This is a genomic window from Cupriavidus oxalaticus (genome assembly GCF_038900635.1).
Lineage (GTDB): Bacteria > Pseudomonadota > Gammaproteobacteria > Burkholderiales > Burkholderiaceae > Cupriavidus > Cupriavidus oxalaticus_B.
Genome location: NZ_JAYMRX010000003.1, coordinates 288,879 through 313,443, shown reverse-complemented (window position 1 = coordinate 313,443; position 24,565 = coordinate 288,879). Strand labels below are relative to the sequence as shown.

At 67.2% G+C, this 24,565-nt stretch carries 20 protein-coding genes; 5 read left to right on the top strand and 15 right to left on the bottom strand.

Going from position 1 to position 24,565, the window contains the following annotated elements; translation table 11 throughout:
- Positions 1 to 128: 128 nt before the first annotated feature.
- The 4 genes from phaR to phaC all read right to left on the bottom strand — a co-directional run bounded on the left by phaR (position 129) and on the right by phaC (position 4,982).
- Entirely contained in the window at positions 129 to 680 is a 552-nt protein-coding gene (gene phaR, locus VSR71_RS08105) for a polyhydroxyalkanoate synthesis repressor PhaR (RefSeq protein ID WP_018004481.1), read from the bottom strand.
- Positions 681 to 1,104: 424 nt separating this feature from the next.
- Positions 1,105 to 1,845 (bottom strand): 3-ketoacyl-ACP reductase, encoded by a 741-nt coding sequence (locus VSR71_RS08100; RefSeq protein WP_342913370.1) that lies wholly within the window; start codon positions 1,843 to 1,845, stop codon positions 1,105 to 1,107.
- 103 nt (positions 1,846 to 1,948) lie between these two features.
- Positions 1,949 to 3,130, bottom strand: coding sequence for an acetyl-CoA C-acetyltransferase (locus VSR71_RS08095; protein ID WP_342913369.1), 1,182 nt, complete (start codon positions 3,128 to 3,130; stop codon positions 1,949 to 1,951).
- A gap of 82 nt (positions 3,131 to 3,212) precedes the next feature.
- Positions 3,213 to 4,982: a class I poly(R)-hydroxyalkanoic acid synthase gene (gene phaC / locus VSR71_RS08090; RefSeq protein WP_342913368.1), complete on the bottom strand. Its 1,770-nt coding sequence runs from the start codon at positions 4,980 to 4,982 to the stop codon at positions 3,213 to 3,215.
- A gap of 434 nt (positions 4,983 to 5,416) precedes the next feature.
- Between phaC and VSR71_RS08085 the strand changes: the two genes are divergently transcribed.
- Entirely contained in the window at positions 5,417 to 5,653 is a 237-nt protein-coding gene (locus VSR71_RS08085) for a hypothetical protein (RefSeq protein ID WP_342913367.1), read from the top strand.
- Between the two features lie 4 nt (positions 5,654 to 5,657).
- On the opposite strand, the gene pgeF is transcribed toward VSR71_RS08085, so the two are convergent.
- Together pgeF and VSR71_RS08075 are read right to left on the bottom strand one after the other, a co-directional pair.
- Positions 5,658 to 6,461, bottom strand: coding sequence for a peptidoglycan editing factor PgeF (gene pgeF, locus VSR71_RS08080; protein WP_342913443.1), 804 nt, complete (start codon positions 6,459 to 6,461; stop codon positions 5,658 to 5,660).
- A complete protein-coding gene (locus tag VSR71_RS08075; RefSeq protein WP_342913366.1) occupies positions 6,445 to 7,704 on the bottom strand; it encodes an RluA family pseudouridine synthase in 1,260 nt (419 codons plus the stop codon). Before VSR71_RS08075 ends, pgeF begins: the two co-directional genes overlap by 17 nt.
- 17 nt (positions 7,705 to 7,721) lie before the next feature.
- Between VSR71_RS08075 and VSR71_RS08070 the strand changes: the two genes are divergently transcribed.
- Positions 7,722 to 8,552 (top strand): outer membrane protein assembly factor BamD, encoded by an 831-nt coding sequence (locus VSR71_RS08070; RefSeq protein ID WP_084254533.1) that lies wholly within the window; start codon positions 7,722 to 7,724, stop codon positions 8,550 to 8,552.
- An 84-nt stretch (positions 8,553 to 8,636) separates the two neighbouring features.
- Here VSR71_RS08070 and VSR71_RS08065 read toward each other — a convergent pair whose 3' ends face one another.
- The 3 genes from VSR71_RS08065 to VSR71_RS08055 are packed head-to-tail and all read right to left on the bottom strand — an operon-like array spanning position 8,637 to position 11,943.
- On the bottom strand, positions 8,637 to 10,844 hold the full coding sequence (locus tag VSR71_RS08065) for an ATP-dependent DNA helicase (protein WP_342913365.1): 2,208 nt from the start codon (positions 10,842 to 10,844) through the stop codon (positions 8,637 to 8,639).
- A 21-nt stretch (positions 10,845 to 10,865) separates the two neighbouring features.
- A complete protein-coding gene (locus VSR71_RS08060) occupies positions 10,866 to 11,069 on the bottom strand; it encodes a DUF465 domain-containing protein (protein ID WP_013956445.1) in 204 nt (67 codons plus the stop codon).
- Positions 11,070 to 11,103: 34 nt separating this feature from the next.
- Positions 11,104 to 11,943 carry a hypothetical protein gene (locus VSR71_RS08055; RefSeq protein ID WP_342913364.1) on the bottom strand — a complete coding sequence of 280 codons (840 nt, stop codon included), beginning with the start codon at positions 11,941 to 11,943 and terminating at the stop codon, positions 11,104 to 11,106.
- A gap of 143 nt (positions 11,944 to 12,086) precedes the next feature.
- Here VSR71_RS08055 and VSR71_RS08050 point away from each other — a divergent pair, with 143 nt between their 5' ends.
- The gene (locus VSR71_RS08050; RefSeq protein ID WP_342913363.1) at positions 12,087 to 14,432 is read left to right on the top strand and encodes a Tex family protein; all 2,346 of its coding nucleotides are present in this window, start codon (positions 12,087 to 12,089) and stop codon (positions 14,430 to 14,432) included.
- A 57-nt stretch (positions 14,433 to 14,489) separates the two neighbouring features.
- On the opposite strand, the gene VSR71_RS08045 is transcribed toward VSR71_RS08050, so the two are convergent.
- A complete protein-coding gene (locus VSR71_RS08045) occupies positions 14,490 to 15,848 on the bottom strand; it encodes an ATP-binding protein (protein ID WP_342913362.1) in 1,359 nt (452 codons plus the stop codon).
- Positions 15,845 to 16,516, bottom strand: coding sequence for a response regulator (locus VSR71_RS08040; protein WP_342913361.1), 672 nt, complete (start codon positions 16,514 to 16,516; stop codon positions 15,845 to 15,847). The genes VSR71_RS08045 and VSR71_RS08040 overlap by 4 nt, the downstream gene beginning before the upstream one ends.
- A gap of 275 nt (positions 16,517 to 16,791) precedes the next feature.
- Between VSR71_RS08040 and VSR71_RS08035 the strand changes: the two genes are divergently transcribed.
- Both VSR71_RS08035 and VSR71_RS08030 read left to right on the top strand, forming a co-directional pair.
- Positions 16,792 to 18,522, top strand: coding sequence for a glycosyltransferase family 39 protein (locus VSR71_RS08035; protein ID WP_428979369.1), 1,731 nt, complete (start codon positions 16,792 to 16,794; stop codon positions 18,520 to 18,522).
- A 66-nt stretch (positions 18,523 to 18,588) separates the two neighbouring features.
- Positions 18,589 to 19,644, top strand: coding sequence for a bifunctional UDP-4-keto-pentose/UDP-xylose synthase (locus tag VSR71_RS08030; protein WP_342913360.1), 1,056 nt, complete (start codon positions 18,589 to 18,591; stop codon positions 19,642 to 19,644).
- 42 nt (positions 19,645 to 19,686) lie between these two features.
- On the opposite strand, the gene VSR71_RS08025 is transcribed toward VSR71_RS08030, so the two are convergent.
- From VSR71_RS08025 to VSR71_RS08010, 4 genes are all read right to left on the bottom strand, one after another.
- Entirely contained in the window at positions 19,687 to 20,766 is a 1,080-nt protein-coding gene (locus VSR71_RS08025; RefSeq protein ID WP_342913359.1) for an alpha/beta fold hydrolase, read from the bottom strand.
- Between the two features lie 268 nt (positions 20,767 to 21,034).
- On the bottom strand, positions 21,035 to 21,466 hold the full coding sequence (locus VSR71_RS08020) for a hypothetical protein (RefSeq protein WP_342913358.1): 432 nt from the start codon (positions 21,464 to 21,466) through the stop codon (positions 21,035 to 21,037).
- A gap of 235 nt (positions 21,467 to 21,701) precedes the next feature.
- Positions 21,702 to 22,142, bottom strand: coding sequence for a hypothetical protein (locus VSR71_RS08015; RefSeq protein ID WP_342913357.1), 441 nt, complete (start codon positions 22,140 to 22,142; stop codon positions 21,702 to 21,704).
- A gap of 282 nt (positions 22,143 to 22,424) precedes the next feature.
- A complete protein-coding gene (locus VSR71_RS08010; protein WP_342913356.1) occupies positions 22,425 to 24,326 on the bottom strand; it encodes a potassium transporter Kup in 1,902 nt (633 codons plus the stop codon).
- Between the last annotated feature and the right edge of the window lie 239 nt (positions 24,327 to 24,565).

Below are 24,565 nucleotides of genomic sequence, written 5' to 3'. Positions count from 1 at the left end.
TCCGCAAATGAGCCGCCAGTTCAGGAGGTCGGCATTTTAACCGCTTTGGCCGCTGCGCTGCACGCCGGAAGCTTTTATCAACAGCGCACAGGAAAAGCGGCAGGCCAGGCGGCCCGCCGCCACATCGATTACTTCTTGTCCGGCTGGTTGAACGGGAACGTCCCGAACATATTCTTGGCCTGGTTCTGCATCTGTTCCTGCATCTGCACGAACAGGTTCTTGCTCTGCTCGATATAGTTGCTCATCATGCCCTGCATCATGGGGCCCTGCATGTTCATGAATTGCGACCACATGTCGGGGCTGAAGGCTTCGCCCGAATACAGGCCCTTGGAGTTCTCGGCCAGCTTGTTCTGGATATCGATAAAGGCCTGGATGTTCTTTTCCAGGTAGGTGCCCATCATGCCCTGCATGGCATGGCCATAGAACCGGATGATCTGCGACAGCATGGCACTGGAGAACATCGGCACGCCGCCAGTCTCTTCTTCAAGGATGATCTGCAGCAAAATGCTGCGGGTCAGTTCATCCCCAGACTTGGCGTCAACGACCTTGAACTCTTCGGAATCCATGACCAGCTGCTTGACGTCAGCCAGGGTGATATAGGTGCTGGTCTGGGTGTCGTAGAGCCTGCGGTTCGGATACTTCTTGATCAGTCGCTCTGCGCCTTTTTTGGTCGTGGCCATCGGTGCTCTGTCCTTGTGTCGTCGCTGATTGCGCGCTGCTGCACCGCATGGGGTGCACTGCGCAAATCGGTACCGCCTGCGCCATCTGTATTGTCGTGTCGGCTTGCCGCGGCCTGTGCGCGCATGGCTGCGCGTTGCGGCTTCGCCACCTCGCCCCCGCGAGGGCCGCGCTGCACGACTATGGTGCTGGCTGCGCCGCTGCCCTGATTCTATGCCCAACACAGCACTAAGAAAAGCGACCCAGCTTAAGGAAAACCCGGTAAACCCCCGCCAAATCGGCAAAAAAGCCGCCAAGCAGAAACGATTCGCGGGCCCTTGCGGCCCGCGAAAGCGGCAGCGAATCGAAACCTCCGCCGCCTTGTGCGCCGCGCTGGCTGCACCGCAAAATGCGGCCGCCGGCGCGGTTGCCGATCACGCCGGCAGGTCAGCCCATGTGCAGGCCGCCGTTCAGCGAGAAGTCGGCGCCGGTCGAGAAACCGGACTCATCGGACGACAGCCAGGCGCAGATCGAAGCGATCTCGTCCGGCTCGCCCAGGCGCTTCACCGGGATCGTGCCGACGATCTTGTCGAGCACATCCTGGCGGATCGACTTGACCATGTCGGTAGCGATATAGCCCGGCGAAACGGTGTTGACCGTCACACCCTTGGTCGCCACTTCCTGCGCCAGCGCCATGGTGAAGCCGTGCAGGCCGGCCTTGGCGGTGGAGTAGTTGGTCTGGCCGAACTGGCCCTTCTGGCCGTTCACCGACGAGATATTGACGATCCGGCCCCAGCCGCGGTCGACCATGCCGTCGATCACCTGCTTGGTGACGTTGAACAGCGAGGTCAGGTTGGTGTCGATCACCGCATCCCAGTCGGCACGGGTCATCTTGCGGAACACCACGTCGCGCGTGATGCCGGCGTTGTTGATCAGCACATCGACCTCGCCGACCTCGGCCTTGACCTTGTCGAAGGCGGTCTTGGTCGAGTCCCAGTCGGCGACGTTGCCTTCCGAGGCAACGAAATCGAAGCCGAGCGCCTTCTGCTGCTCGATCCACCTTTCACGGCGCGGCGAGTTGGGGCCGCAACCGGCCACCACACGAAAGCCATCCTTGGCCAGCCGCTGGCAAATGGCGGTCCCGATGCCGCCCATGCCGCCGGTCACATACGCAATGCGCTGAGTCATGTCCACTCCTTGATTGGCTCTTCGTTATCGTTGCCGGGCCCGCGAGGACCGCTGGCCCGGCCTACTGCTGATTTGTTGCCGCCTGGTTGCGGATCGGTTGCGCTCAGTTGCGCTCAACCGCCAGCGCCACGCCCATGCCGCCACCGATGCAGAGCGAGGCCAGGCCCTTCTTGGCGTCGCGGCGCTTCATCTCGTGCAGCAGCGTCACCAGGATACGGCAGCCCGATGCACCGATCGGGTGACCGATGGCGATGGCGCCACCGTTGACGTTGACCTTGGAGGTATCCCAGCCCATCTGCTGGTGCACCGCCAGCGCCTGCGCGGCGAAGGCTTCGTTGATTTCCATCAGGTCGAGGTCCTGCGGCGTCCAGCCGGCACGCGACAGCGCGCGCTTGGAAGCCGGCACCGGGCCCATGCCCATCACCTTGGGATCGACGCCTGCGTTGGCGAAGCTCTTGATCGTGGCCAGCGGCGTCAGGCCCAGTTCCTTGGCCTTGGCGGCGGACATCACCACCACCGCGGCGGCGCCGTCGTTCAGGCCCGAGGCGTTTGCCGCGGTCACCGAGCCGGCCTTGTCGAAGGCGGGCTTCAGGCCGGCCATGCTGTCCAGCGTGGCGCCCTGGCGGACAAATTCGTCGGTCTTGAACGCGACCGGGTCGCCCTTGCGCTGCGGGATCAGCACCGGCACGATTTCCTCGTCGAACTTGCCGGCCTTTTGCGCGGCCTCGGCCTTGTTCTGCGAGCCGACCGCGAACTCATCCTGCGCCTCGCGCGTGATGCCGTATTCCTTGGCGACGTTTTCGGCGGTAATGCCCATGTGGTACTGGTTGTACACATCCCACAGGCCGTCGACGATCATGGTGTCGACCAGCTTGGTGTCGCCCATGCGGAAGCCGTCGCGCGAGCCCGGCAGCACGTGCGGCGCGGCGCTCATGTTTTCCTGGCCGCCGGCCACCACGATCTCGGCGTCGCCGGTGGCGATGGCGTTGGCCGCCAGCATCACGGCCTTCAGGCCCGAGCCGCAAACCTTGTTGATGGTCATGGCCGGCACCATGGCCGGCAGGCCGGCCTTGATCGACGCCTGGCGCGCCGGGTTCTGGCCCGAGCCAGCGGTCAGCACCTGGCCCATGATGACTTCGCTGACCTGTTCCGGCTTGATGCCGGCGCGCTCCAGCGCTGCCTTGATGACCACGGCGCCCAGTTCCGGGGCCGGAATCTTGGCCAGCGAACCGCCAAACTTGCCTACTGCGGTACGGGCCGCGGAAACGATGACAACGTCAGTCATGGTGTAGTCCTTTCGATGGAAATGGAAATCCTGCAACGCGGCCGGCGCCGCCGGTTTGGCGGCCCCGGCCATCCTGCAAGCATCAAGCCTTGGCTTTGACGTAACGCCCAGGCGCGGGTTCGATCATGGGATAGCGCGCGTTGCCGTACTCAGCGGGTGCGGCGCGCTTGGCGCCGGCATGGCTGCCGAGCCATGCCATCCAGTCCGGCCACCAGCTGCCGTGGTGCTCGGTGGCACCGGCCAGCCATTGCTGCGGCGATGCCGCCAGCGTGTCGTTGATCCAGTGGCTGCGCTTGTTCTTGGCCGGCGGGTTGATCACGCCGGCGATATGCCCGGAAGCGCCCAGCACGAAACGCACGTTGTTCTTCAGCAGCGCGGTCGAGGCATAGGCGGCGGTCCACGGCACGATATGGTCTTCGCGCGAGCCGTAGAGATACGTCGGCGTGTCGATGCTGCCAAGGTCGACCGGCACGTTGGCCACGGTCAGCTTGTTGGGCACCTTCAGCTCGTCCTGCAGGTAGGTATGGCGCAGGTACCAGCAGTACCACGGGCCCGGCAGGTTGGTGGCGTCGCCATTCCAGAACAGCAGGTCGAACGGCACCGGCGTGTTGCCCTTCAGGTAGTTGTCGACCACGTAGTTCCACACCAGGTCGTTCGGGCGCAGGAACGAGAACGTATTGGCCAGTTCCAGCCCGCGCAGCAGCGAGCATGGCGCGCCGGCGCCACCACCCAGCGTGGCTTCGCGCAGCTGCACATGCGCTTCGTCGACGAACACGTCGAGGATGCCGGTATCGGCAAAATCGAGCAGCGTGGTCAGCAGCGTCAGGCTCGAGGCCGGATTCTGGCCGCGCGCGGCCAGCACCGCCAGCGCGGTCGAGACGATGGTGCCGCCCACGCAGAAGCCCAGCACGTTGATCTGGTCCTGGCCGCAGATATCGCGCGCGACCTCGATGGCGCGGATGGCGCCGTGCTCGATGTAATCGTCCCAGGTAGCGGCTGCGAGGCTGGCATCGGGATTGCGCCACGACACCAGGAACACGGTGTGGCCCTGCTCCACCACATGCCGCACCAGCGAGCTTTCCGGCTGCAGGTCGAGGATGTAGTACTTGTTGATGCACGGCGGCACCATCAGCAGCGGGCGCGCGTGGACCTTGCCGGTCAGCGGCTTGTATTGCAGCAGCTGGAAGTATTCGTTTTCATAGACCACGGCGCCTTCGGTCACGGCGACGTTGCGGCCGACCTCGAACGCGGTCTCGTCAGTCTGCGAGATCTTGCCGCGGGTCAGGTCTTCGAGCATGTTGCGCACGCCGGCGCGCAGCGATTCGCCGCCCGATTCGATCAGCAGCCGCTGCGCCTCGGGGTTGGTGACCAGGAAGTTGGCCGGCGACATCGCATCGACCCATTGCGAGATCGCGAAGCGGATGCGCTGGCGCGTCTTGGCGTCGGCCTCGACGGCATCGGCCAGCTCGGTCATGGCGCGTGCGTTGAGCAGGTAGAACGCGGCCGCGAAGCGGTAAGGAACATTGTTGCGCCACGCTTCGCCGGCAAAGCGCCGGTCATGCAGCGGCCCCGCGGCGTCGGGATTACCCTCGGCCATGGCCTGCCACAAGGCCACGAAGTCGTTCATGTAGCGCTTCTGGATTTCGCCCAGTTGCGCCGGGGCGATCTTCACGCCCGCGAGCGCGTCCAGGCCCGGAATGCCTGCAGCGGCCGCATGGCCGTTGCCGTCTGTGCCCTGCCACTGGCGGGACCATTCCAGCCAGGTGGCTGGATCGAATGGCCCCGGCGTGAACTTGAACGGTTGGGACTTGCCTTCCTGTGTGGAAGCTGCCGCACCTTTGCCGGTCGCCATGATATGAATTGTCTCTCTGCCGTCACTATACGAACCGGCTCCGGGCATTGCCCTGGCCGGCACTTTTGCATTGGGAGATGCTATCCGGATGGACCCGGCGCGCGCCTCACCCGAATCGGGCAGGCCAGCCAGTTTATTTCGCCGGAATCCCTGCCGCGCCTGCGCGGCGGATTCCGCCCATCCCGATAGCAGCTCCCATTTTTTACCGGCTACCGCGGCGTTCTGGCTGGCAACGCCATGCGGTATGCTTGCCGGCAAAAACCCTTGGAATCGTCAGCGATCCCGAGACATCTGAGGCCATTGTTGCCTTGCAACGTACGCGCTGTCAATGTGGAAATCCGCCCCGGCGCGGCGCGCTTCCCGACCTACCGGACGGTATGCCGCGCCTGCCTCCGCCGAGGCTCCGCAGGATAGACGATAAGGATGAAAATTTTATGTACATCGTCGCAATTGGCTGGCTCTATGTCGCGCTGATGATGGCGATCACCGAGCACACGGTGGTGGCGGGCATCGCCACGTTCGTGTTCTATGGCCTGGCGCCGGTGGCACTGGTGCTGTACATCCTTGGCACCCCCGCGCGGCGGCGGCGCAAGGCGCAAGCCGAGCGCACCGCGCAGGCCGGCGGCAATGCGCCACCGGCGGCGGAAACCACGCCAGAGAGGAAAGACTGATGCTTCAGTCGGCCAGCCAGACCATGCTGGCCATGCGGCCGGTCACGCCGTCGCGGCGATAGGAGTAGAAGCGCGCTGCGTCGGTGACAGTGCACGCGTTACCGCCATACACTTCGGTGCAGCCGGCGCGTGCCAGCCGCGTGCGCGCGAGCGCATAGATGTCGGCGAGGTACTTGCCCGGGGCACCGGCACGGAAAGCCGCGGCAACAGCGGCCTGCTCGCCGGCATGCGCCTGCGCCAGGAAGGCGTCGCGCACCTCGGCGCCGACTTCGAACGCATCCGGCCCGATGGCCGGACCCAGCCACGCCAGCCAACGCCGGTCCGGACCGCCGGCTGCGGCCTGCATGCGTGCCAGCGTGGCTTCGATGACGCCGTTGCACAGCCCACGCCAGCCGGCATGCGCGGCGCCCACCACCATACCTTGCGCATCGCACAGCAGGACCGGCAGGCAATCGGCCGTCATCACGGCGCAGACATGGCCCGGCGCGATCGCGACACTGGCATCGGCCCGCGGCGCGTGATCGCTTGCATCGGCCACGTGGTCGGCCGTGACCACGGCGCAGCCATGCACCTGGTCAAGCCAGCGGGGCAGCGACGGCAAGTGCGCCGCGAGGCGTTCGCGATTGCGCGCGACGTCCGACGGATCGTCGCCCACATGCGTGCCCAGGTTGAGCCCGCCCGGCACGCCGCCGGCAAGCCCGTACGGTGCATGGCTGACGCCGCCATGGCGCGTGGTCGAAAGTGCGCGCACGCGCGCCGGCGCCGGCCAGTCGGGAACCAGCCATTGGGAGTCAGGCATCGCGCTCATCGTCGTCATCGTCGTCACCTTCCTCGCCATCGCCGCCGGCATATTCCCAGTGGGCTTCGCCGCCCTCCCACACTTCGTCCCAGGCCTCTTCTTCGTGCTCATCCTGCGCGCTTTCGAAGTCGAGCGCATCGACCAGCGCCTGCAGGTCTGCAGGCGGCTGCGCGGTCCACGACATGTGGCGGCCGGTGGCCGGATGCACCAGCCCGAGCTTGTACGCATGCAGCGCCTGGCGCTCGAACGGCACCGGCAGCGGCACGCGGATCGCCGGACGCTGGCCGCGCTGCGTCGCGCGGAAGTAGACCGGATCGCCCACCAGCGGATGGCCGATCGATTCGAAGTGCACGCGGATCTGGTGCGTGCGTCCGGTCTCGAGCTTGCACATCACCATCGAGACAAAGCTGCGGCCCAGCGGCACCGTCGCCAGCGTGCGGAAATGCGTGCGCGAGGGCTTGCCGCTGGCCGTATGCACCACCGCCATACGTGTGCGTTCGCGCGGGTCGCGGCCGATCGGCGCATCGATGGTGCCCTCGTCGTACGTGCGGCCCCACACCAGCGCAATGTACGTGCGCTTGACCGTGCGCGCCTGCAGCTGGCGCACCAGGTCGGTCTGCGCGGTCAGAGTTCGCGCGACCACCATCAGGCCCGAGGTTTCCTTGTCGAGCCGGTGCACGATGCCGGCGCGCGGCAGCGCCGCGGCATGCGGATCGCGATGCAGCAGCCCGTTGAGCACGGTGCCGCTCCAGTTGCCGGCGGCCGGATGCACCACCAGCCCGGCGGGCTTATTGATGACCAGCAGCGTGTCGTCTTCATAGACCACGTCCAGCGGCACATCCTCCGGCGCAAAGGCAGACGATTCAGGCGCGGCCTGCGGCCGCACTTCGATACGGTTGCCCATCTGCACCGCGTCGCGCGGGCGGCGCACCTGGCCGTCTACGCGCACCGCGCCGCTTTCGATCCACTGCTGCAGGCGGCTGCGCGAGAATTCACTGAAGTGACGCGCCAGCAATTTGTCGAGGCGTTCGCCATGCGCGGCACTGTCCACCTCCAGGGACAGCGTTACCCCGGCCTCGGCGCCTGGCGCGGCAGTGGCCGGCACAGCCTCGGCAAAGTCTTCGAATTCCTCGGAATCGGCCACGGCTGCGGCGGCGCGCACCTGTTCGGGTGGCAGTCCTCCCACACCTGCGCCCGGTCGGGCTTGAGGTTGGGGGCTTGGGCTATAATGCTTGACGCTATTTTTCTTCATCCGGGATACGATTGCCCATGCAATTGCAGAGCATGAAACGCGCGCCGTGGCGCGCGACAATTGGAGCGGTTCTGCTCGCAGGCGGCTGCGTCATGCTGTCGGCATGCGGCCTGCTGGCAGACCAGCCCGACGAAACCGCCGGCTGGTCGGCCAACAAATTATATTCGGAAGCCAAGGACGCACTGGATGGCGGCGACTACACCCGCGCTGTCAAGCTGTACGAAAAGCTCGAAGGCCGCTATCCGTTCGGGCGCTATGCGCAGCAGGCGCAGATCGACACCGCCTACGCCAACTACAAGGACGGCGAGACGGCCGCAGCGCTGGCCGCGGTCGACCGCTTTATCCAGCTGCACCCGAACCATCCCAACATCGATTACGCCTACTACCTCAAGGGGCTGATCAACTTCAACGACAACCTGGGCTGGCTGGGCCGCTTCTCCGGCCAGGACCTGAGCGAGCGCGACCCCAAGGCCGCACGCGCCGCCTACGACGCGTTCAACACGCTGGTCACCAAGTACCCGGACAGCAAGTACACCCCCGACGCCGCGCTGCGCATGCAGTACATCGTCAACTCGCTGGCCCAGCACGAGGTGCATGCCGCACGCTACTACTACAAGCGCGGCGCCTACCTGGCCGCGGTGAACCGCGCGCAGCAGGCGCTGAAGGACTATGACGGCGCGCCGGCCAACGAGGAAGCGCTGTACATCATGATCCGTTCGTACGATGCGATGGGCATGAAGGACCTGCGCGACGATACCGCCCGCGTGATGGAGAAGAACTTCCCGGAAAGCGACTTCATCAAGTATGGCGAACGCCGCAAGGACAAGTCCTGGTGGGAAGTGTTCTGAGCCTCGCCCACGCCCACCAGTGGCGATAAAAAAACGGGACGTGTCGCATGACCGTCCCGTTTTTGTTTTCCAGGGGCGCGCCCTTCAGTCTGCCGCGTCCGCTTCCTCGGCGGGCGCCGCCTTGCCCTCGCCGCGCAGCGATTCCAGGAAGCGCACCACCGTGGCTGCCTCGCGCGTGCGCGTGAACGGCGGCAGGCTCTGCCAGATCTGGCGGCCATAAGGCTTTTCCACCAGCCGGGTGTCGAAGATGGCGAGCACGCCACGGTCGGACTCCGAGCGGATCAACCGCCCCGCGCCCTGCTTCAGCGTGATCACCGCATGCGGCAGCTGGTGCACGGCAAACGGGCTCAGCCCCTTCTTCTGCAGCACTTCCATGCGCGCGGCCAGCACCGGGTCGTCCGGCGGCGCGAACGGCAGCTTGTCGATGATCACCAGCGACAGCGCCTCGCCACGCACGTCCACCCCTTCCCAGAAGCTCTGGCTCCCTACCAGCACGGCGTTGCCCAGTTCGCGGAAGCGGTCGAGCAGTTCGGTACGGCTGGCCTGACCCTGCACCAGCAGCGGCAAATTCAGGCCGCGCTCGGCGAAGGCATCGTAAAGCAGGTCGGACGCGCGCTGCACCGCGCGCAGCGTGGTGCACAGCAGGAAGGTGCGCCCGCCGGCCGCCTCGATCAGCGGCAGCGCGGCCTGCACCACGGCATCGGTGAACTGCGGCGACTGCGGCGCGGGCATGTCGCGCGGCACATACAGCAACCCCTGCTTCGCGTAGTCGAACGGGCTCGGCAGCGTCAGCGAACGGTCCTTGTCGAGCCCAAGCTGGGCCGCATAGTGCGTAAAGTTGCCCTTGACCGACAGTGTGGCAGAAGTAAAGACCCAAGCACGCGGCTGGCCGCCGCGCTGGCGCGAAAAGATCGGCGCGATCGACAGCGGCGTGCGGTGCAGTTGCACGGTGTGGGAGAACACTTCGACCCAGCGCACTGTTTCTGCGGGCGTCGGCGCTGCCGCGCCGCCGTCGCTTCCCTCGCCTGCCGGTGCGGCGGGCACGGGCGCGGCAACGACATCGCTGCGCCATGCCGCCAGCCGCTCGGCCAGCTCCAGCGCGCGCCGATGGCACTGCTGCAGCGATTCGGCGCGCTCCGCCTGGCTTTCCAGCATCTCGACGAAGGCGGACAACGCCTCGTCCAGCGCATCGAGCGTTTCATTGAAGGGCTCGGCAATGCGGCGGTCGGCCTCGATCTGGCCCAGCGCCAGCCTCGCGTTGTCCTTGCCGAACGCCAGCCGCAGGTCACGCGCGGCACGCTCCAGCGGCGCGCCCAGCGCCACCCAGTCGACCGCGTCGCGCGCATGCGACAAGCCTTCCGCCACGGTGTCGCGGGCCAGTTCGAGCAGCTGGCTGGTCGACAGCGTCTCGCCGAAGAACAGCGTCGCGGTCTCGGGCAGCTGGTGCGCTTCGTCGAAGATCACGGTGTTGGCGGCGGGCAGCAGCTCGGCCATGCCGGTATCGCGCAGCACCACGTCGGCGAAGAACAGGTGATGGTTGACCACCACCACGTCAGCCTGCTGCGCTTCCTTGCGCGCGCGCATCACGAAGCAGTCCTTGTAGAACGGACATTCCGAGCCCAGGCAGTTGTCGCGCGTCGACGTCACCATCTGCCATACGGGCGCGTTCTCGGGCACGGCAGCCAGCTCGGCCTTGTCGCCGGTCTTGGTTTCCTTGACGAAGCGGCCGATGTCACGCAGCCACGCGGCATCCTGGCGCGATGCCAGCCGCCCGGCCGCCTGCGCGCGTTCCAGGTGATAGTGGCAGACGTAGTTGGCGCGGCCCTTGAGCAATGCCACCGAGACCGGCACGTTCAGCGCATGGCGCACCGTCGGGATATCGCGCAGGAACAGCTGGTCCTGCAGGTTCTTGGTGCCGGTGGACAGGATGACCTTGCCGCCCCACAGCATGGCCGGCACCAGGTAGGCGTAGGTCTTGCCGGTGCCGGTGCCGGCCTCGACGATCACGGTGTCGTTGGATGCGATCGCCTCGGCGACGGCATCGGCCATCTTGTGCTGCGAAGCGCGCGGCCGGTAGCCCGGGATGGCCTGCGCCAGCGTGCCGGTATCGGCAAAGATGGTGCCAAGCTCGGCGCTGCGGCTGGCTCCGGCGTCGACGGCGCTCGCGGCGACGTCATGCACGTCCGTTGCGTCGTCCGCGCTGGCGACGTCGTCTTGCTCGGGGGAATCGGAAAGGTCGGACAAGGTGGGGGAAGACTTTGTGTAAGCCGCCGGTCGGTGTGCCGGCGGCATTTGGCGCGGCGGCCCGGATGCTCAGGCCGGCACGTCGGGTTCAAGCTGCAGCTGCAGCAGCGTGATGGCGTCCTTCAGCTTCAGTCGGCGCTTCTTCAGGCGGCGCAGCTGCAGCTCGTCATGGACGGCGTCGCTGGCGAGCCGGTCGATCAGGAAGTCCAGGTCGCGGTGCTCGATCTGCAACTCCATGATGCGCCGCTCCAGGGTATTCAGGTTGCTGTCCATGTGCGCCTCCGCTGCACGGTCACAGTCGATCGGCTCAGAAGCCGAACGGGCGCGGCGCCGACGCCTGGCCCTGCTGTTCCTTGGCCTTGGCGCGCCGCTCTTCCAGTTCCTTCTGGCGCCGCTCGAGGTCGCGCTGCTTGGCGTCGTACGTCTTCACGTTTTCCTCGCGCTGGCGAGCCTGCTCGGCACCCTTCTGCTGCGCCTCCTTCATCTTGGCGTCGAAGTCGGACTGCTTCTGCTGGTACGCCTGCGCATTGGCGGCGCGCTGCGGCGCTTCGCCCTGGCGTTGCGCGTCGCGCAGCTGCTGTTCCTGTTGCTTCTTCTCGAACGCGGTGCGGCTGGACTGCTCGCCGGCGGCGCGCTGCGGCTGGCTGGCCTCGAATTCGGCACGGCGCAACGCCTGTTCACGGTCGCGCTCGGCGGCGCGGTGCGCGCGTTCGGCCTCGCCGACTTCCAGCTCGCGCTTGCGCAGCACCTGGAGCTCCTGGCGCTGGACTTCCTTGGCCTTGTCGACGCAGCTGTTGACGAAGAACTTGCTGTAGCACTCGTGCTCGGCCGCGGAGAAGCGGTAGTTGGTCCAGGCGCGCGAATCGCCAATGGCCTTGCGCTCGGCGCCGAAGTCGCGCGTAGCCCCGGTGGCGGGCGCGGCGGCCGGCGCAGAAGCCTGCGCCAGTGCCGGCCGCGCCGGCAGCAGCGCGGCCCCGGCGGCGAGCGCCAGCACTGCCAGACTGGCAGCTTGAAAGAGTACGGATTTCGGCACGTTGGCGACGGTTGGCATGGCCGGCGAGGATGCGGGCGGGAATATGGTCGAGGATAGGGGCGAGACTGCCGCTGAAGTGGCCTGGGCGGCGGCCGGACGAGGCTTGACGATCATGACGGGATTCTAGCATCCGGGCCGCCTCGCGGCCTGCCCCGCACATGCCGGCAACGCCCCTTGCGCGACGCCGGCGGCAAGCGTGGCCGAACTGCGGCGCGCTTGTGGCAAAATGCCCCGCTTTCGACCGACTGCGTTTTCAGATGTCCAACCTGCCCGCTTCCGTCTCGCAAAAAATCGTGTCGCTCATCGCGGCTGAACTGTCAGTGCAGCCGCGCCAGGTCGCGGCCGCCGTGGACCTGCTCGACGAGGGCGCCACCGTCCCGTTCATCGCCCGCTACCGCAAGGAAGTGACCGGCAACCTGGACGACACGCAGCTGCGCAACCTGGAAGAGCGCCTGCTCTACCTGCGCGACATGGAAGACCGCCGCGCGGCCATCCTGGCGTCGATCCAGGAGCAAGGCAAGCTCACGCCCGAACTGCAGGCCGCCATCGAGGCCGCCGAAACCAAGCAGGCGCTGGAAGACCTCTACCTGCCGTACAAGCCCAAGCGCCGCACCCGCGCCCAGATCGCGCGCGAATGCGGACTGGAGCCGCTGGCGCTGGCCCTGCTGGCCGATCCCACGCTGGACCCGCAGGCCGAGGCCGCCAAGTACGTCAACGGCAACCCGACCGCCGACGGCGGCGTGCCCGATGTGAAGGCCGCGCTGGACGGCGCGCGCGACATCCTGTCCGAGCAGTTCGGCGAAACCGCCGAACTGCTGGGCAAGCTGCGCGAGCATCTGTGGAACAACGGCGTGGTCGCGTCGACCGTGATGGAAGGCAAGGAAACCGCCGAGGAAGAGAAGTTCCGCGATTACTACGCCTACAGCGAGACCATCCGCACGGTGCCGTCGCACCGCGCGCTGGCCCTGTTCCGCGGCCGCAACGCGGGCGTGCTGATGGTCAAGCTGGGCCTGGGCGAAGAACAGGACGCGCTGGTGCCGCACCCTTGCGAAGGCATGATCGCGCGCCATGTCGGCATCCAGCAGCTGGGCCGCCCCGCCGACAAGTGGCTGGGCGACGTGTGCCGCTGGTGCTGGCGCGTGAAGGTGCAGCCGCACCTGGAAACCGAGTTGCTGACGCAGCTGCGCGAAACCGCCGAAAGCGAAGCCATCAAGGTGTTCGGCCGCAACCTGCATGAACTGCTGCTGGCCGCGCCGGCCGGACCCAAGGCCGTGATGGGCGTCGACCCGGGCATCCGCACCGGCTGCAAGATCGCGGTGGTCGACAGCACCGGCAAGCTGCTCGACACCGCCACCATCTACCCGCACGAGCCGCGCCGCGACTGGAACGGTTCGCTCGCCACGCTGGCGCGCCTGGCAAAGCAGCACAACGTCGCGCTGGTCTCGATCGGCAACGGCACCGCCAGCCGCGAGACCGACAAGCTGGTGCAGGACCTGATGAAGCAGATGCCCGAACTGAAGCTGACCAAGATCGTGGTCAGTGAGGCCGGCGCATCGGTCTACTCGGCGTCGGAACTGGCCGCCAAGGAATTCCCGGACCTGGACGTGTCGCTGCGCGGCGCCGTGTCGATTGCACGCCGCCTGCAGGACCCGCTGGCCGAACTGGTCAAGATCGATCCCAAGTCAATCGGCGTGGGCCAGTACCAGCACGACGTCAACCAGCGCGAGCTGGCGCGTACCCTCGATGCCGTGGTGGAAGACTGCGTGAACGCCGTGGGCGTGGACGTCAACACTGCCTCGGCGCCGCTGCTGGCGCGCGTGTCGGGCCTGAACACGGTGCTGGCGCGCAATATCGTCGAGTACCGCGACGCCAATGGCGCCTTCGCCAACCGCAATGCGCTGAAGAAGGTGCCACGCCTGGGCGACAAGACCTTCGAGCAGGCGGCCGGCTTCCTGCGCATCAACGACGGCGACAACCCGCTGGACCGCTCGTCGGTGCACCCGGAAGCCTATCCGGTGGTGCAGCGCATCCTCGATGCCATCAAGAAGGGCCTGCGCGACGTGATGGGCAACCGCGAGGCCCTGCGCGGCCTGTCGCCGGAAAAGTTCACCGACGAGTCGTTCGGACTGCCGACCGTGCGCGACATCCTGTCCGAGCTGGAAAAGCCCGGCCGCGACCCGCGCCCCGAGTTCAAGACCGCGACCTTCCAGGAAGGCGTGGAGGACGTGAAGGACCTGCAGCCCGGCATGGTGCTGGAAGGCGTGGTCACCAACGTGGCGGCGTTCGGCGCGTTCGTCGATATCGGCGTGCACCAGGACGGCCTGGTTCATATCTCGGCGCTGTCGAACAAGTTCGTCAAGGACGCGCATGAAGTGGTCAAGGCCGGCCAGATCGTCAAGGTCAAGGTGATGGAGGTCGACGTCAAGCGCAATCGCATCGGGCTGTCGATGCGGCTGGATGACGAGCCGGGCCAGGCGGCACCGCGCAGCGGCAGCGGCGACCGCGGCGGCCAGCGCAACGGCGGCAAGGGCTTCGGCGGCGGCCGCCGCGAGCCGGAGCCGGCGGGCGCGATGGCGGCGGCCTTTGCCAAGCTCAAGCGCTGAACCGCAAGCCCGGCGCAAGACCCAGGACGCCCCGCACGAAGCAGTGCGGGGCGTTTTTCATTGCGTGCCGCCGCGGGCAATCGTCACGACCAGCCCCGTCGCGCCGTCGGTCCGGTTGGTGAAGGCAAGGTCAAGCCCGTGCAGCCTGGCCACGCGCAGGGCGATGGAAACGCCGAGGCCATGCCCATGCTCCCGGTGCGCCCCGCTCCCGCGGAAAAACCGGTCGCCCAGCCGCACCAGCACCTCGGGCGCGATGCCCGGCCCCTGGTCGCGCACGGAAATGCCTCCCGGCGCGAAATCCACCGTGACCAGCGCCCCCGGCGGGCTGTAGCGGATCGCGTTGTCGAGCAGGTTGCGCAGCAGCAAGGACAGCAGATTGGCGTCGCCCGCGACCGGCAGCGGTTCCCCGCCCTGCTCCGGCCATTCGAGTTCCACGTCGACCTGCTTCTGCTGCGCCAGCGCCAGGCAGTCCGACAGCGCCTGCTGCGCCACCGGCAGCCAGCTGACCGGCTGGCGCGACGGCAGCGCCGAGGCATCCTCCAGCCGGCTCAGCGTCAGCAGCTGCGATACCAGCCGGCTGATGCGGTCGATGCCGGCGGCGACGTTGGCGCGGGCCTGGTTGCGCTCCGCGGCATCCGGCGAGCGCTCGGCAAGCTCCCATTGCGCCTTCAGCGCGGCCAGCGGCGTGCGCATCTCATGCGCGGCGTCGGCAGTCAGGCGGCGCTCGTGCTCGATCGAGTCTGAAACGCGCGCCAGCAGCCGGTTCATCGCGTGGACCAGCGGCACCAGTTCACCGGGCACCGCCGCCAGGCTGAGCGGCTGGCGATCATCAGGCGCGCGCCGTTCGATGTCGGCCGACAACGTCCGCACCGGCGCCATCGCGCGGCGCGTGAACCAGATCAGCAGCCCGATCAGCAGCGGCAGGCCCGCGGCCCATGGCAGCACCTGCGCGGCGATATAGGACAGGATCAGCTCGTTGCGCTCGGCCAGTTGCTGGCCGACGCAGACGCGCCAGCCGGTATCGGGATCATCGAGGTAATAGAGCCGCCAGCGCTGGCGGTCGAGGACGGTATCCGTGAAACCCTTCACACCCGGCGCGCGCGGCAGCAGGTCGCCCTCCGGATCGATATGCAGGGGCTGCCCGTCCGGCAGCCACGCGGCGATGGCGAGGTCACCGAGACCGGCATCGCCCTGGTCGCCTTCCACCAGCTGCGGCAGCCGGGTGCGCGACTGCCCGGCGGCAAGGTCGACCATCGGCACCACCGAGTGCATCTGCAGCGCCATGCGCACCATGTCGGTGTCGTACAGCTCGTTGATCTCATGCCGGGCGCGCACGTAGGTCAGGCCGATGGTCAGCAGCCAGACCACCGGCGTGGCGATCAGCACGGCAAGGATAAGCCGCCGCTGCAGCGTCATTGGCAGTCCTCGGCGGCGCCCAGCGTATAGCCCGCGCCGCGGAAGGTACGCACGATCCTGGGATGGATCTTGCGGCGCAGGTGGTGGATATGGACTTCCAGCGCATTGCTTTCCACGCCGCCCTGCCAGTCATAGAGCTTGTCGCGCAGGAAATCGCGCGTCAGCAGGCGGTTCGGGTGTGCCAGCAGCAGTTCGAGCAGCATGGCTTCGCGGCTGGTCAGCTCCACCGGCGTGCCGGCCCAGTACGCCTGCCTGCCGGCGGGATGGAATTCCAGCGCACCGTGCTTCCACACCGGCGACGACATCCCCACGGCCCGGCGTGTCACGGCGCGCAGGCGCGCGGCCAGTTCGTCGAGCGCGACCGGCTTGACCAGGTAGTCGTCCGCGCCGGCGTCGAGCCCGCCGATGCGGCTTTCGATCGCATCCCGCGCCGTCAGCACGATCACGGGAATGCTGCACCCGCGCGCACGCCAGCGCGCGAGCAACGCCATGCCGTCCTCGCCGGGCAGGCCAAGATCCAGAACCACGGCGTCATAGCCGGCCATCTCGAGCGCATGGTCGGCTTCCGCGGCCGTGCTGAACCAGTCGACCGCATAGTCCAGCAGCTGCAGCCCGCGCCGCAGGCCGTCGCCGAGCATGGGGTCGTCTTCAACGATAAGGATTCTCATGTTCCGGGTGTTATGCGGGTGTTATGCGCGCGTTATGCACGCATTCTGCACGCGCTGTGCGGGTGTTATGCGGCCGTCACGCCGCGCAGGCGATCGATTGTGCCTCCGCAGGCTTAATGTGCCATTAAGGTTGGCGGCTTATCCTCGCGCTCGCATTGCCAGGCCTTGTCCTGTTCAACGCCGCGCCTGGCGCCGGCGCCGACAAGGCCGTCAACTCTTCCGCCCGCGCCGCCTTGCCGTCACACCTGCCCTCCAGCCCTGCCAACCCCGCCGCGCTGCCGCACGCCGAGCGCTTCGCCGCGGGCCGTGCGCATGCCGCGCGCGTGGCTGGCATCCCCGCCATTGCGCTCGCGCTCGCCGTGCTGGGGTTCGTGCTGCTGTGGTTCGGCACGCTTGGCGCACGCCACCTGCTGGGACCGGACGAGGGCCGCTACGCCGAGATCGCGCGCGAAATGCTGGTCAGCGGCGACTGGGTCACGATCCGCTATGACGGCCTGAAGTACTTCGAGAAGCCGCCCTTCCACATGTGGGTGACAGCGCTGTCGTACACACTGTTCGGTATCGGCGAATGGCAGGCGCGGCTGTGCGTGGCGCTTGCCGGCCTGGCCGGCGTGGCGGCGTCGATGCTGGCGGCGGCGCGCTGGTTCGGCGCGCGCGCGGGTTGGCTGGCCGGGCTGGTGCTGGCATCGGCGCCGATGTGGAATGCCGCCGCACACTTCAATACGCTCGACATGACGCTCTCCGGCGTCATGGCCTGCGTGCTCGCGAGCATGCTGCTGGCGCAGCACCCACGCACCACGCCATCGGCGCAACGCCAATGGATGCTGGCGTGCTGGGCCGCGATGGGCGTTGCGGTGCTGACCAAGGGGCTGGTCGGGCTGGTGTTACCAGGGCTGGTGCTGGTGGCGTACACCGGCGTCACGCGCGACCTGGCGCTGTGGCGGCGCCTGCATGCGCCCGCGGGCATAGCGCTGATGCTGCTGGTGGCGGTGCCCTGGTACTGGCTGGTGGCACGGCGCAATCCCGAGTTCCTGCGCTTCTTCTTCGTCCACGAGCACTGGCAGCGCTACACGTCGACCGTGCATGCGCGCCAGGGCCCGCCGTGGTACTTCGTCCCGCTGATGCTGGGCGGCTTCCTGCCGTGGCTTGGAGTGCTGCCCGCGATGGTCCGCGGCGTCAGGCATCGCGCCGGGGCCACCGGGACCACCGTGGCAATTGGCCCGGCACCGTTCCAGCCCGCCCTGATGTGCGCACTGTGGGCATCGTCGATCTTCGTCTTCTTCAGCCTGTCGGGTTCCAAGCTGCCCGGCTACATCCTGCCGGTGTTCCCGGCGCTGGCGATCCTCGCCGGTGCCGCGCTGGCGCAAACCGGCGTGTCGGCGTGGCGCATACAGCTCTGGGCGATGCTGGCGATCGGCGCGCTCGGCCTGCTCGCCAGTCCTGTGGTGGCGACACTCGATTCCAACAACACACCGAACCTGCTCTATCGCGCCTACGCCGTGTGGGTGGCGATGGCGTTTGCCCTCGTCTGCGCCGGCACGCTCGCCGCGCTGTGGCTGCTGCGCCGGCACGGGCGCATGGCAAGCATCACGGCTTACGCGCTGGGCATGCTGCTGGCATTCACCGTTGCCCTGCTCGGCCATGAGGCCATTGGCCGCTCGGCATCGGGCATCGGACTGGCCGTGCCGATCGAGCGCGTGCTGCGGCCCGGCATGCCGCTCTATGGCGTGGGCATGCTCGACCATACGCTGCCCTTCTACCTGCGACATCCGCTCACCATGGTGGCGCAGCCCGATGAACTGGCCTTCGGCACGGAGCAGGAGCCGCAGAAGTGGCTGCCGACCATCGACGCCTTTGTCGATGCGTGGCAGCACGGCCCGCGTGCCGTGGCGCTGCTGTCGCCGCGGACGTTTGCCGAACTGAGCGCGCGCGTGCCGATGCATGTGATCGCGCGCGACTGGCGGCGCGTGGCCGTGGCCAACTTTCCCGTCGCCGGCATGCGCTAGCGTGCTGCCGGTGTTTCGTGCCGCGCTCGTGCGGCACGCCTTCTGTTCCATGCGATCGTCAACACAATGCAAGGCAAGAAAGTACTGATTCTCGGCGTCAACGGCTTCATCGGCCATCACCTGACGCGCCGCATCCTGGAAACCACGCCGTGGGAGGTCTACGGCATGGACATGAACACGGACCGCCTGGGCGATCTTGTCGACCACCCGCGCATGCACTTCTTCGAAGGTGACATCACCATCAACAAGGAGTGGATCGAGTACAACATCCGCAAATGCGACGTGGTGCTGCCGCTGGTCGCCATCGCCACGCCGGCCACCTACGTGCGCCAGCCGCTGCGCGTGTTCGAGCTGGATTTCGAGGCCAACCTGCCGATCGTGCGCGCCGCGGTCAAGTACGGCAAGCACCTGGTGTTCCCGTCGACCTCGGAGGTCTACGGCATGTGCAGCGACGAGGAGTTCGACCCGGAAGCCTCGCCGCTGGTCTATGGCCCGATCAACAAGCCGCGCTGGATCTACGCCTGCTCCAAGCAGCTGATGGACCGCGTGATCCACGCCTATGGCATGGAGCAAGGGCTGAACTACACGCTGTTCCGGCCCTTCAACTGGATCGGCGCGGGCCTGGACTCGATCTTCGAATCGAAGGAAGGCTCGTCGCGCGTGGTGACGCAGTTCCTCGGCCATATCGTGCGCGGCGAGCCGATCAAGCTGGTCGACGGCGGCGCGCAGCAGCGCGCCTTTGCCGATATCTCCGACGGCATCAGCGCGCTGATGCGCATCATCGAGAACCCCGACGGCATCGCCAGCGGCAAGATCTTCAATATCGGCAATCCGGCCAATATCCATTCGGTGCGCGAACTGGCCGAGATGATGCTGAAGATGGCGGGAGACTATCCCGAGTACGCCGACGAAGCACGCAAGACGCGGATCGTCGAAACCTCGTCGGGCGACTTCTACGGCAAGGGCTACCAGGACGTGCAGCACCGCGTGCCGAAGATCGACAACACCATCGAAGAGCTGGGCTGGAAGCCCGAGGTCGGCATGGAGCAGTCGCTGCGCCGCATCTTCGAGGCCTATCGCGATCACGCGGCCGACGCGCGCACGCTGGTGAACCAGTCGTAGGTACAGGCAAGCGGCAAGTGCCTCCAGGACGCCCAGGGTGCCCTAAGCGTCCGCGCGGTCAAACCCGGCCTTGCGCGCCAGCACGATGGCCTGCGCGCGGTTCTCCACTTCCAGCTTGGCGAAAATGCTGGTGATGTGGTTGCGCACGGTCTTCTCGCACAGGTCCAGGCGCGCGGCGATCTGGGCGTTGTCGCGGCCCTGCGCGATCAGTTCGACGATATCGCGCTCGCGCCGTGTCAGCGCGGTGAAGGCGGGATCGCGCACCGGTGCCGCGGCCGGCAGGAAAGCGCGCACCTCGTCGAGCCAGCGACTCCACGCGGGCTCGGTGTCGAGCAGCAGGTGGTTGCCGCTTTCCAGCGGCACGAAGCGTGCGCCGGGAATTTCGCTGGCGATCAGGCGGCCCTCGTCGAACGGCACGCGCGCGTCGCGGACCGCATGCAGCACCAGCGTCGGACACGTGACCCTGGGCAGCAGTGCGACCACGTCGATATCGTTGAAGACGCGCATGAAGCGCGCGGCATTCAGCGGCGACGTGGAGACGCGCTCCAGCTCGTTGAACCACGCATGCTGCTCGGCCGTGCCGCCCGGGATGAACTGAGTCGTGAAGAACTGCCGGAAAGCGGGGTTCTCCTGGCCCCAGCCAAGCTCGGCGAGCTTGTTCATCAGCTCGGCTTCCTCGCGCAGGCGCGGGCTCAGGTTATCGCGCTTGAGCCGCCCGCGCGCATAGCCACCGTGCAGGATCAGGTGGCTGACGCGCTCGGGGTGTGCCACGGCGTAGGCCACGGCGATCGATGCGCCCTGCGAGATACCCAGCAGCGGGAAATGCTCCACACCGTTGGCATCGACGATGGTTTCCAGGTCGCGCAGCCACGCGTCGAACGACAGGTCTTCGATGTCGCGGTCAGACAGTCCGCAGCCACGTTCGTCATAGCGGATCAGCGTGTGGTGCGCCGACAGGGCCGTGATCATGTGGCTCCACACCGGGCTGCCCACGTCGAACTCGAGGTGGCTCATCCAGTTGGCCGCCTTGACCAGCGGCGCGCCGCTGCCCGTGACGGCGTAGGCAAGGCGAACGCCATCCCGGCTGGTGCACAGGTGTATCTGCTGCTTGAACATCGGCATGTCTGGCCGCGCGGTGCTGGGACGGCCTGCCGGCGGGAAGGCCGTCGGGCCTTGCCTGCCAGGCACGGGCGCGCCGCGTGACTTCACTAGTTTAGGAAAGGATCGGCGCGGCTTTGCGAGGGATTGCGCCAGCGCTCACGGCGTTGCGCGAATGCATTTGGCCCGGCATGAAGCCGGGCCAAATGCCGGGGATAAGCGTGCGCCGGTGTCGGGCATGTGCGTGTCATGGCGCACATGCGACGGCGTGGCGCCTCACCGGCCCGGGCGCTCATGCATGGCTGACCGCCGCGCGTCCGTTCGACGACAGGCATTCGCCACTGTCGCGCGAGCCGCCGCGCGCGCCGTCGCTGTAGCCGTCGCGCGAACTGATGCGGGCCCCTTCCGTAAACGGGTCGAACGGTCCCATGCGCGCGCCATCGGTGTATGGATCGGGCTTGCGCATGCCGTCCCGGTTCGGATCAAAGCCACGGACCGCGCACACGGACATGCCCTGGCGCGCCACCACGGGCAGCATCGTGGCCTCGGTCGCGGGCCGGTGCGCTCCGTCGGTGAAGGCGTCGCGCTGTCCTTGGCGGGCATGCGCGGCAGTCCGCGTGGATTCGTCATCCGTTCCGGCGTGGGCGGTCGGGCTCATGCCGGCAGCCAGTGCTGCGGCAAGTGCGGTGACGGTGAGCAGGGTCTTGGCAAACTTCTTGTGCATTGCTATCTCCAACCGGGGATGCCGGCAGCGCGGCCGCCGCGATCCCTCATGCAGGCGATCACCAACGGAAAGCACGGGCCGCACGGGATCGCCTTTGCCGTGCGCGCCGATTGCCTGGCGCCGGCCGGCTGCCCTCCCATCGCGGCAGCGGTGCGGCGCCTGACTCCTGGATCAGGAAGATGCGGGCGTGGGTGACGCGCGGGCGCGCCTGGCGCCCCGCTTCAGTCGGTCAACGTCATTGCAGCCATCCGAACATCGCGAGCAGCGGCGCCAGCGGCATCAGCCGCGCCGGACTGCGCCAGCGTGCCGCCAGGCACGCCGACAGGCGGCCGGCGGCCAGCTGCACCGCAGTGCGCCAGAGCGCCGAATCCGGCGCCTGGCGACCGCGCAGGGAACGCGCCAGCGACAACGCGCGTCCCAGCTCGCGCGCCGGCGCGCCGTGATCGTGGTCCAGCTCGCGCAGCGAGGCGAGCCACGACTCCCAGTTCGCGTGTGAATGACAGAAGACGTAAAGCAGCAGCAGCGCCGGCGGCAGCAGCACCGCGCCGGTGGGCGCGATGCGCTGGCGCAGCATGCGTCGCAGCCATGGCGGCAGCGCACGTCGCGGCAGGCGGGCGCGACGGGCTTTGTCGGCATGCCGGCTGGACGGGCGAAACCACTGCTGCAACGAACGCATGGCACAGCTCCTCTAGGAGGTGGACCGCCACGAAGGGGTCCTGTGACAAGTTGAGGGTTGCATTGTCCGGCGCCGGGGCCGGCGCGCGCATGAGGCCGTGGTCCCGGGCCGGCTGCCGCGACGCCCGGGTTTCCGGGACAGGCGCCCCGGGGAAGCGCCTGCAGGTGGCGCATCGCACGCGCGCCCCTCGTCCGGGCTGGCCGCGCGAAACAAAAAAGCCCCGGGACTCGCCTTGCGGCGTCATCCCGGGGCTTGCAGCGGCGGGCACCAGGCCCGTCCGCTTCAGATCTCGACCTTGGTGCCCAGCTCGACCACCCGGTTGGCCGGGATCTGGAAGAAGTCTGACGGCTTGGCGCCGTTCTGATGCATCCAGGCGAACAGGCTCTCGCGCCACATCGGCATGCCCGGCAGCTTGGACGGGATCACCGATTCGCGCGCGATGAAGAACGAGGTTTCCATCAGCTCGAAATGCATGCCGAGCTTGCGGTCGGCCAGGTCCAGCACCTTCTGCACGTCCGGCGTTTCCTTGAAGCCGTATTCCGACTTCAGGATAAAGACGCCGCCGCCCAGGTCCTTGCAGCTGACGCGATGATCGTCGTCGACATACGGCACGTCGCGCGTGACGAAATGCATGAACACTACGCGCTCGTGCAGCACGCGGTTGTGCTTGAGGTTGTGCAGCAGCGACACCGGCACCGAATCGGTATTGCCGGTCAGGAACACCGCGGTGCCCTCGACACGGTGCGGCGGGTGCGCCAGCAGGCCGGCGATGAACGGCTCCAGCGGGATGCCGTCTTCCAGGCTGCGCGCGCGCAGCAGCTTGCGGCCGCTGTACCAGGTCATCAGCATGAAGAAGGCCATGCTGCCCAGCAGCAGCGGGAACCAGCCGCCTTCGGCAATCTTGAGCAGGTTGGCGGCAAAGAACGACAGGTCCACCACAAGGAAGCCCGCGCCGACCACCACCACCATCGCCGTGTTCCACTTCCACACATTGCGCATGCACACCGCTGCCAGGATGCTGGTGATGACCATGGTCGTGGTCACGGCGATGCCGTAGGCCGCCGCCAGGTTCTCGGACTTCTTGAACGAGATCACCACGCCGATCACCAGCACCAGCAGCAGCCAGTTGACCACCGGCAGGTAAATCTGGCCGATCTCCGCGGCCGAGGTGTAGCGCACGCGCATGCGCGGCACGAAGCCCAGCTGGATCGCCTGGCTGGTCAGCGAGAAGGCGCCGGAGATCACCGCCTGCGAGGCGATCACCGTGGCGCAGGTGGCCAGCAGCACCATCGGGATCAGCAGCGGCTCCGGCACCATCAGGTAGAACGGATTCTCGGCGCCGGCCGGGTTGTGCAGCAGCATTGCGCCCTGGCCGAAGTAGTTCAGCATCAGGCACGGCATCACCAGGATGAACCAGCCGATGCGGATCGGGCGCGCGCCAAAATGGCCCATATCGACGTACAGCGCCTCGGCACCGGTCAGCACCAGGAACACGGAGCCCAGCACGATAAAGGCCTGCAGCGCATGCTCGACCAGGAAGGTGATGCCGTACAGCGGATTGACGGCCTTGAGGATCTCCGGCGCCTGAACCAGGTTGAACACGCCCAGCGCGCCCAGTGTCAGGAACCACGCCGTCATGATCGGCCCGAACAGCTTGCCCACCGCGTGGGTGCCATGCCGCTGGATCAGGAACAGCGCGGCCAGGATCACCAGCGTGATCGGTATCACGAACTGCGACAGCTGCGGCGCGGCGATCTCCAGCCCTTCCACCGCCGACAGCACCGAGATCGCCGGCGTGATGACCGCATCGCCATAGAACATGCAGGCGCCGAAGATGCCCAGCATCATCAGGATCTTGGCCTTGGCCGAGCGCTGCGCCACGGTGCGCAGCACCAGCGCCATCAGCGCCAGCACCCCGCCTTCGCCGTCGTTGTCGGCACGCATCACGAACACCACGTACTTGATCGAGACCACGATGATCATGGCCCAGAACAGCATCGAGATGACGCCAAGCACGGCGTCGGTGCTGAAGGCGATGCCATGTTCCTTGCTGAAGCACTCCTTGAGCGCGTACAGCGGGCTGGTGCCGATGTCGCCGAAGACGACACCGACCGCACCGAGTACCAGGGCACGCGTGCTGGGACTCTCGACGAAATAATGGCTGGTTGTGGACTGGGTAGTCATGAGATTGGGTCTGCCCGGCCGGCTCGCCGGCAGTTTTGTTGGCTCTGGCAGTCGCCACCCGGTCGCGAGGATGCCGACTGCTGCGACCGTTTTCCGGCGCTTTTTGCGTTCTATTGCATTGCACAAACCCGCGCAATTCTAGATGAACTGCCCGCCAACGACCACTCCGGATGATTCGGATGCCGTTTTCGTGGCTCAGCAAGCATGGGAGGGAAGTGGCCAGTGGTCAAGGCCCGGGT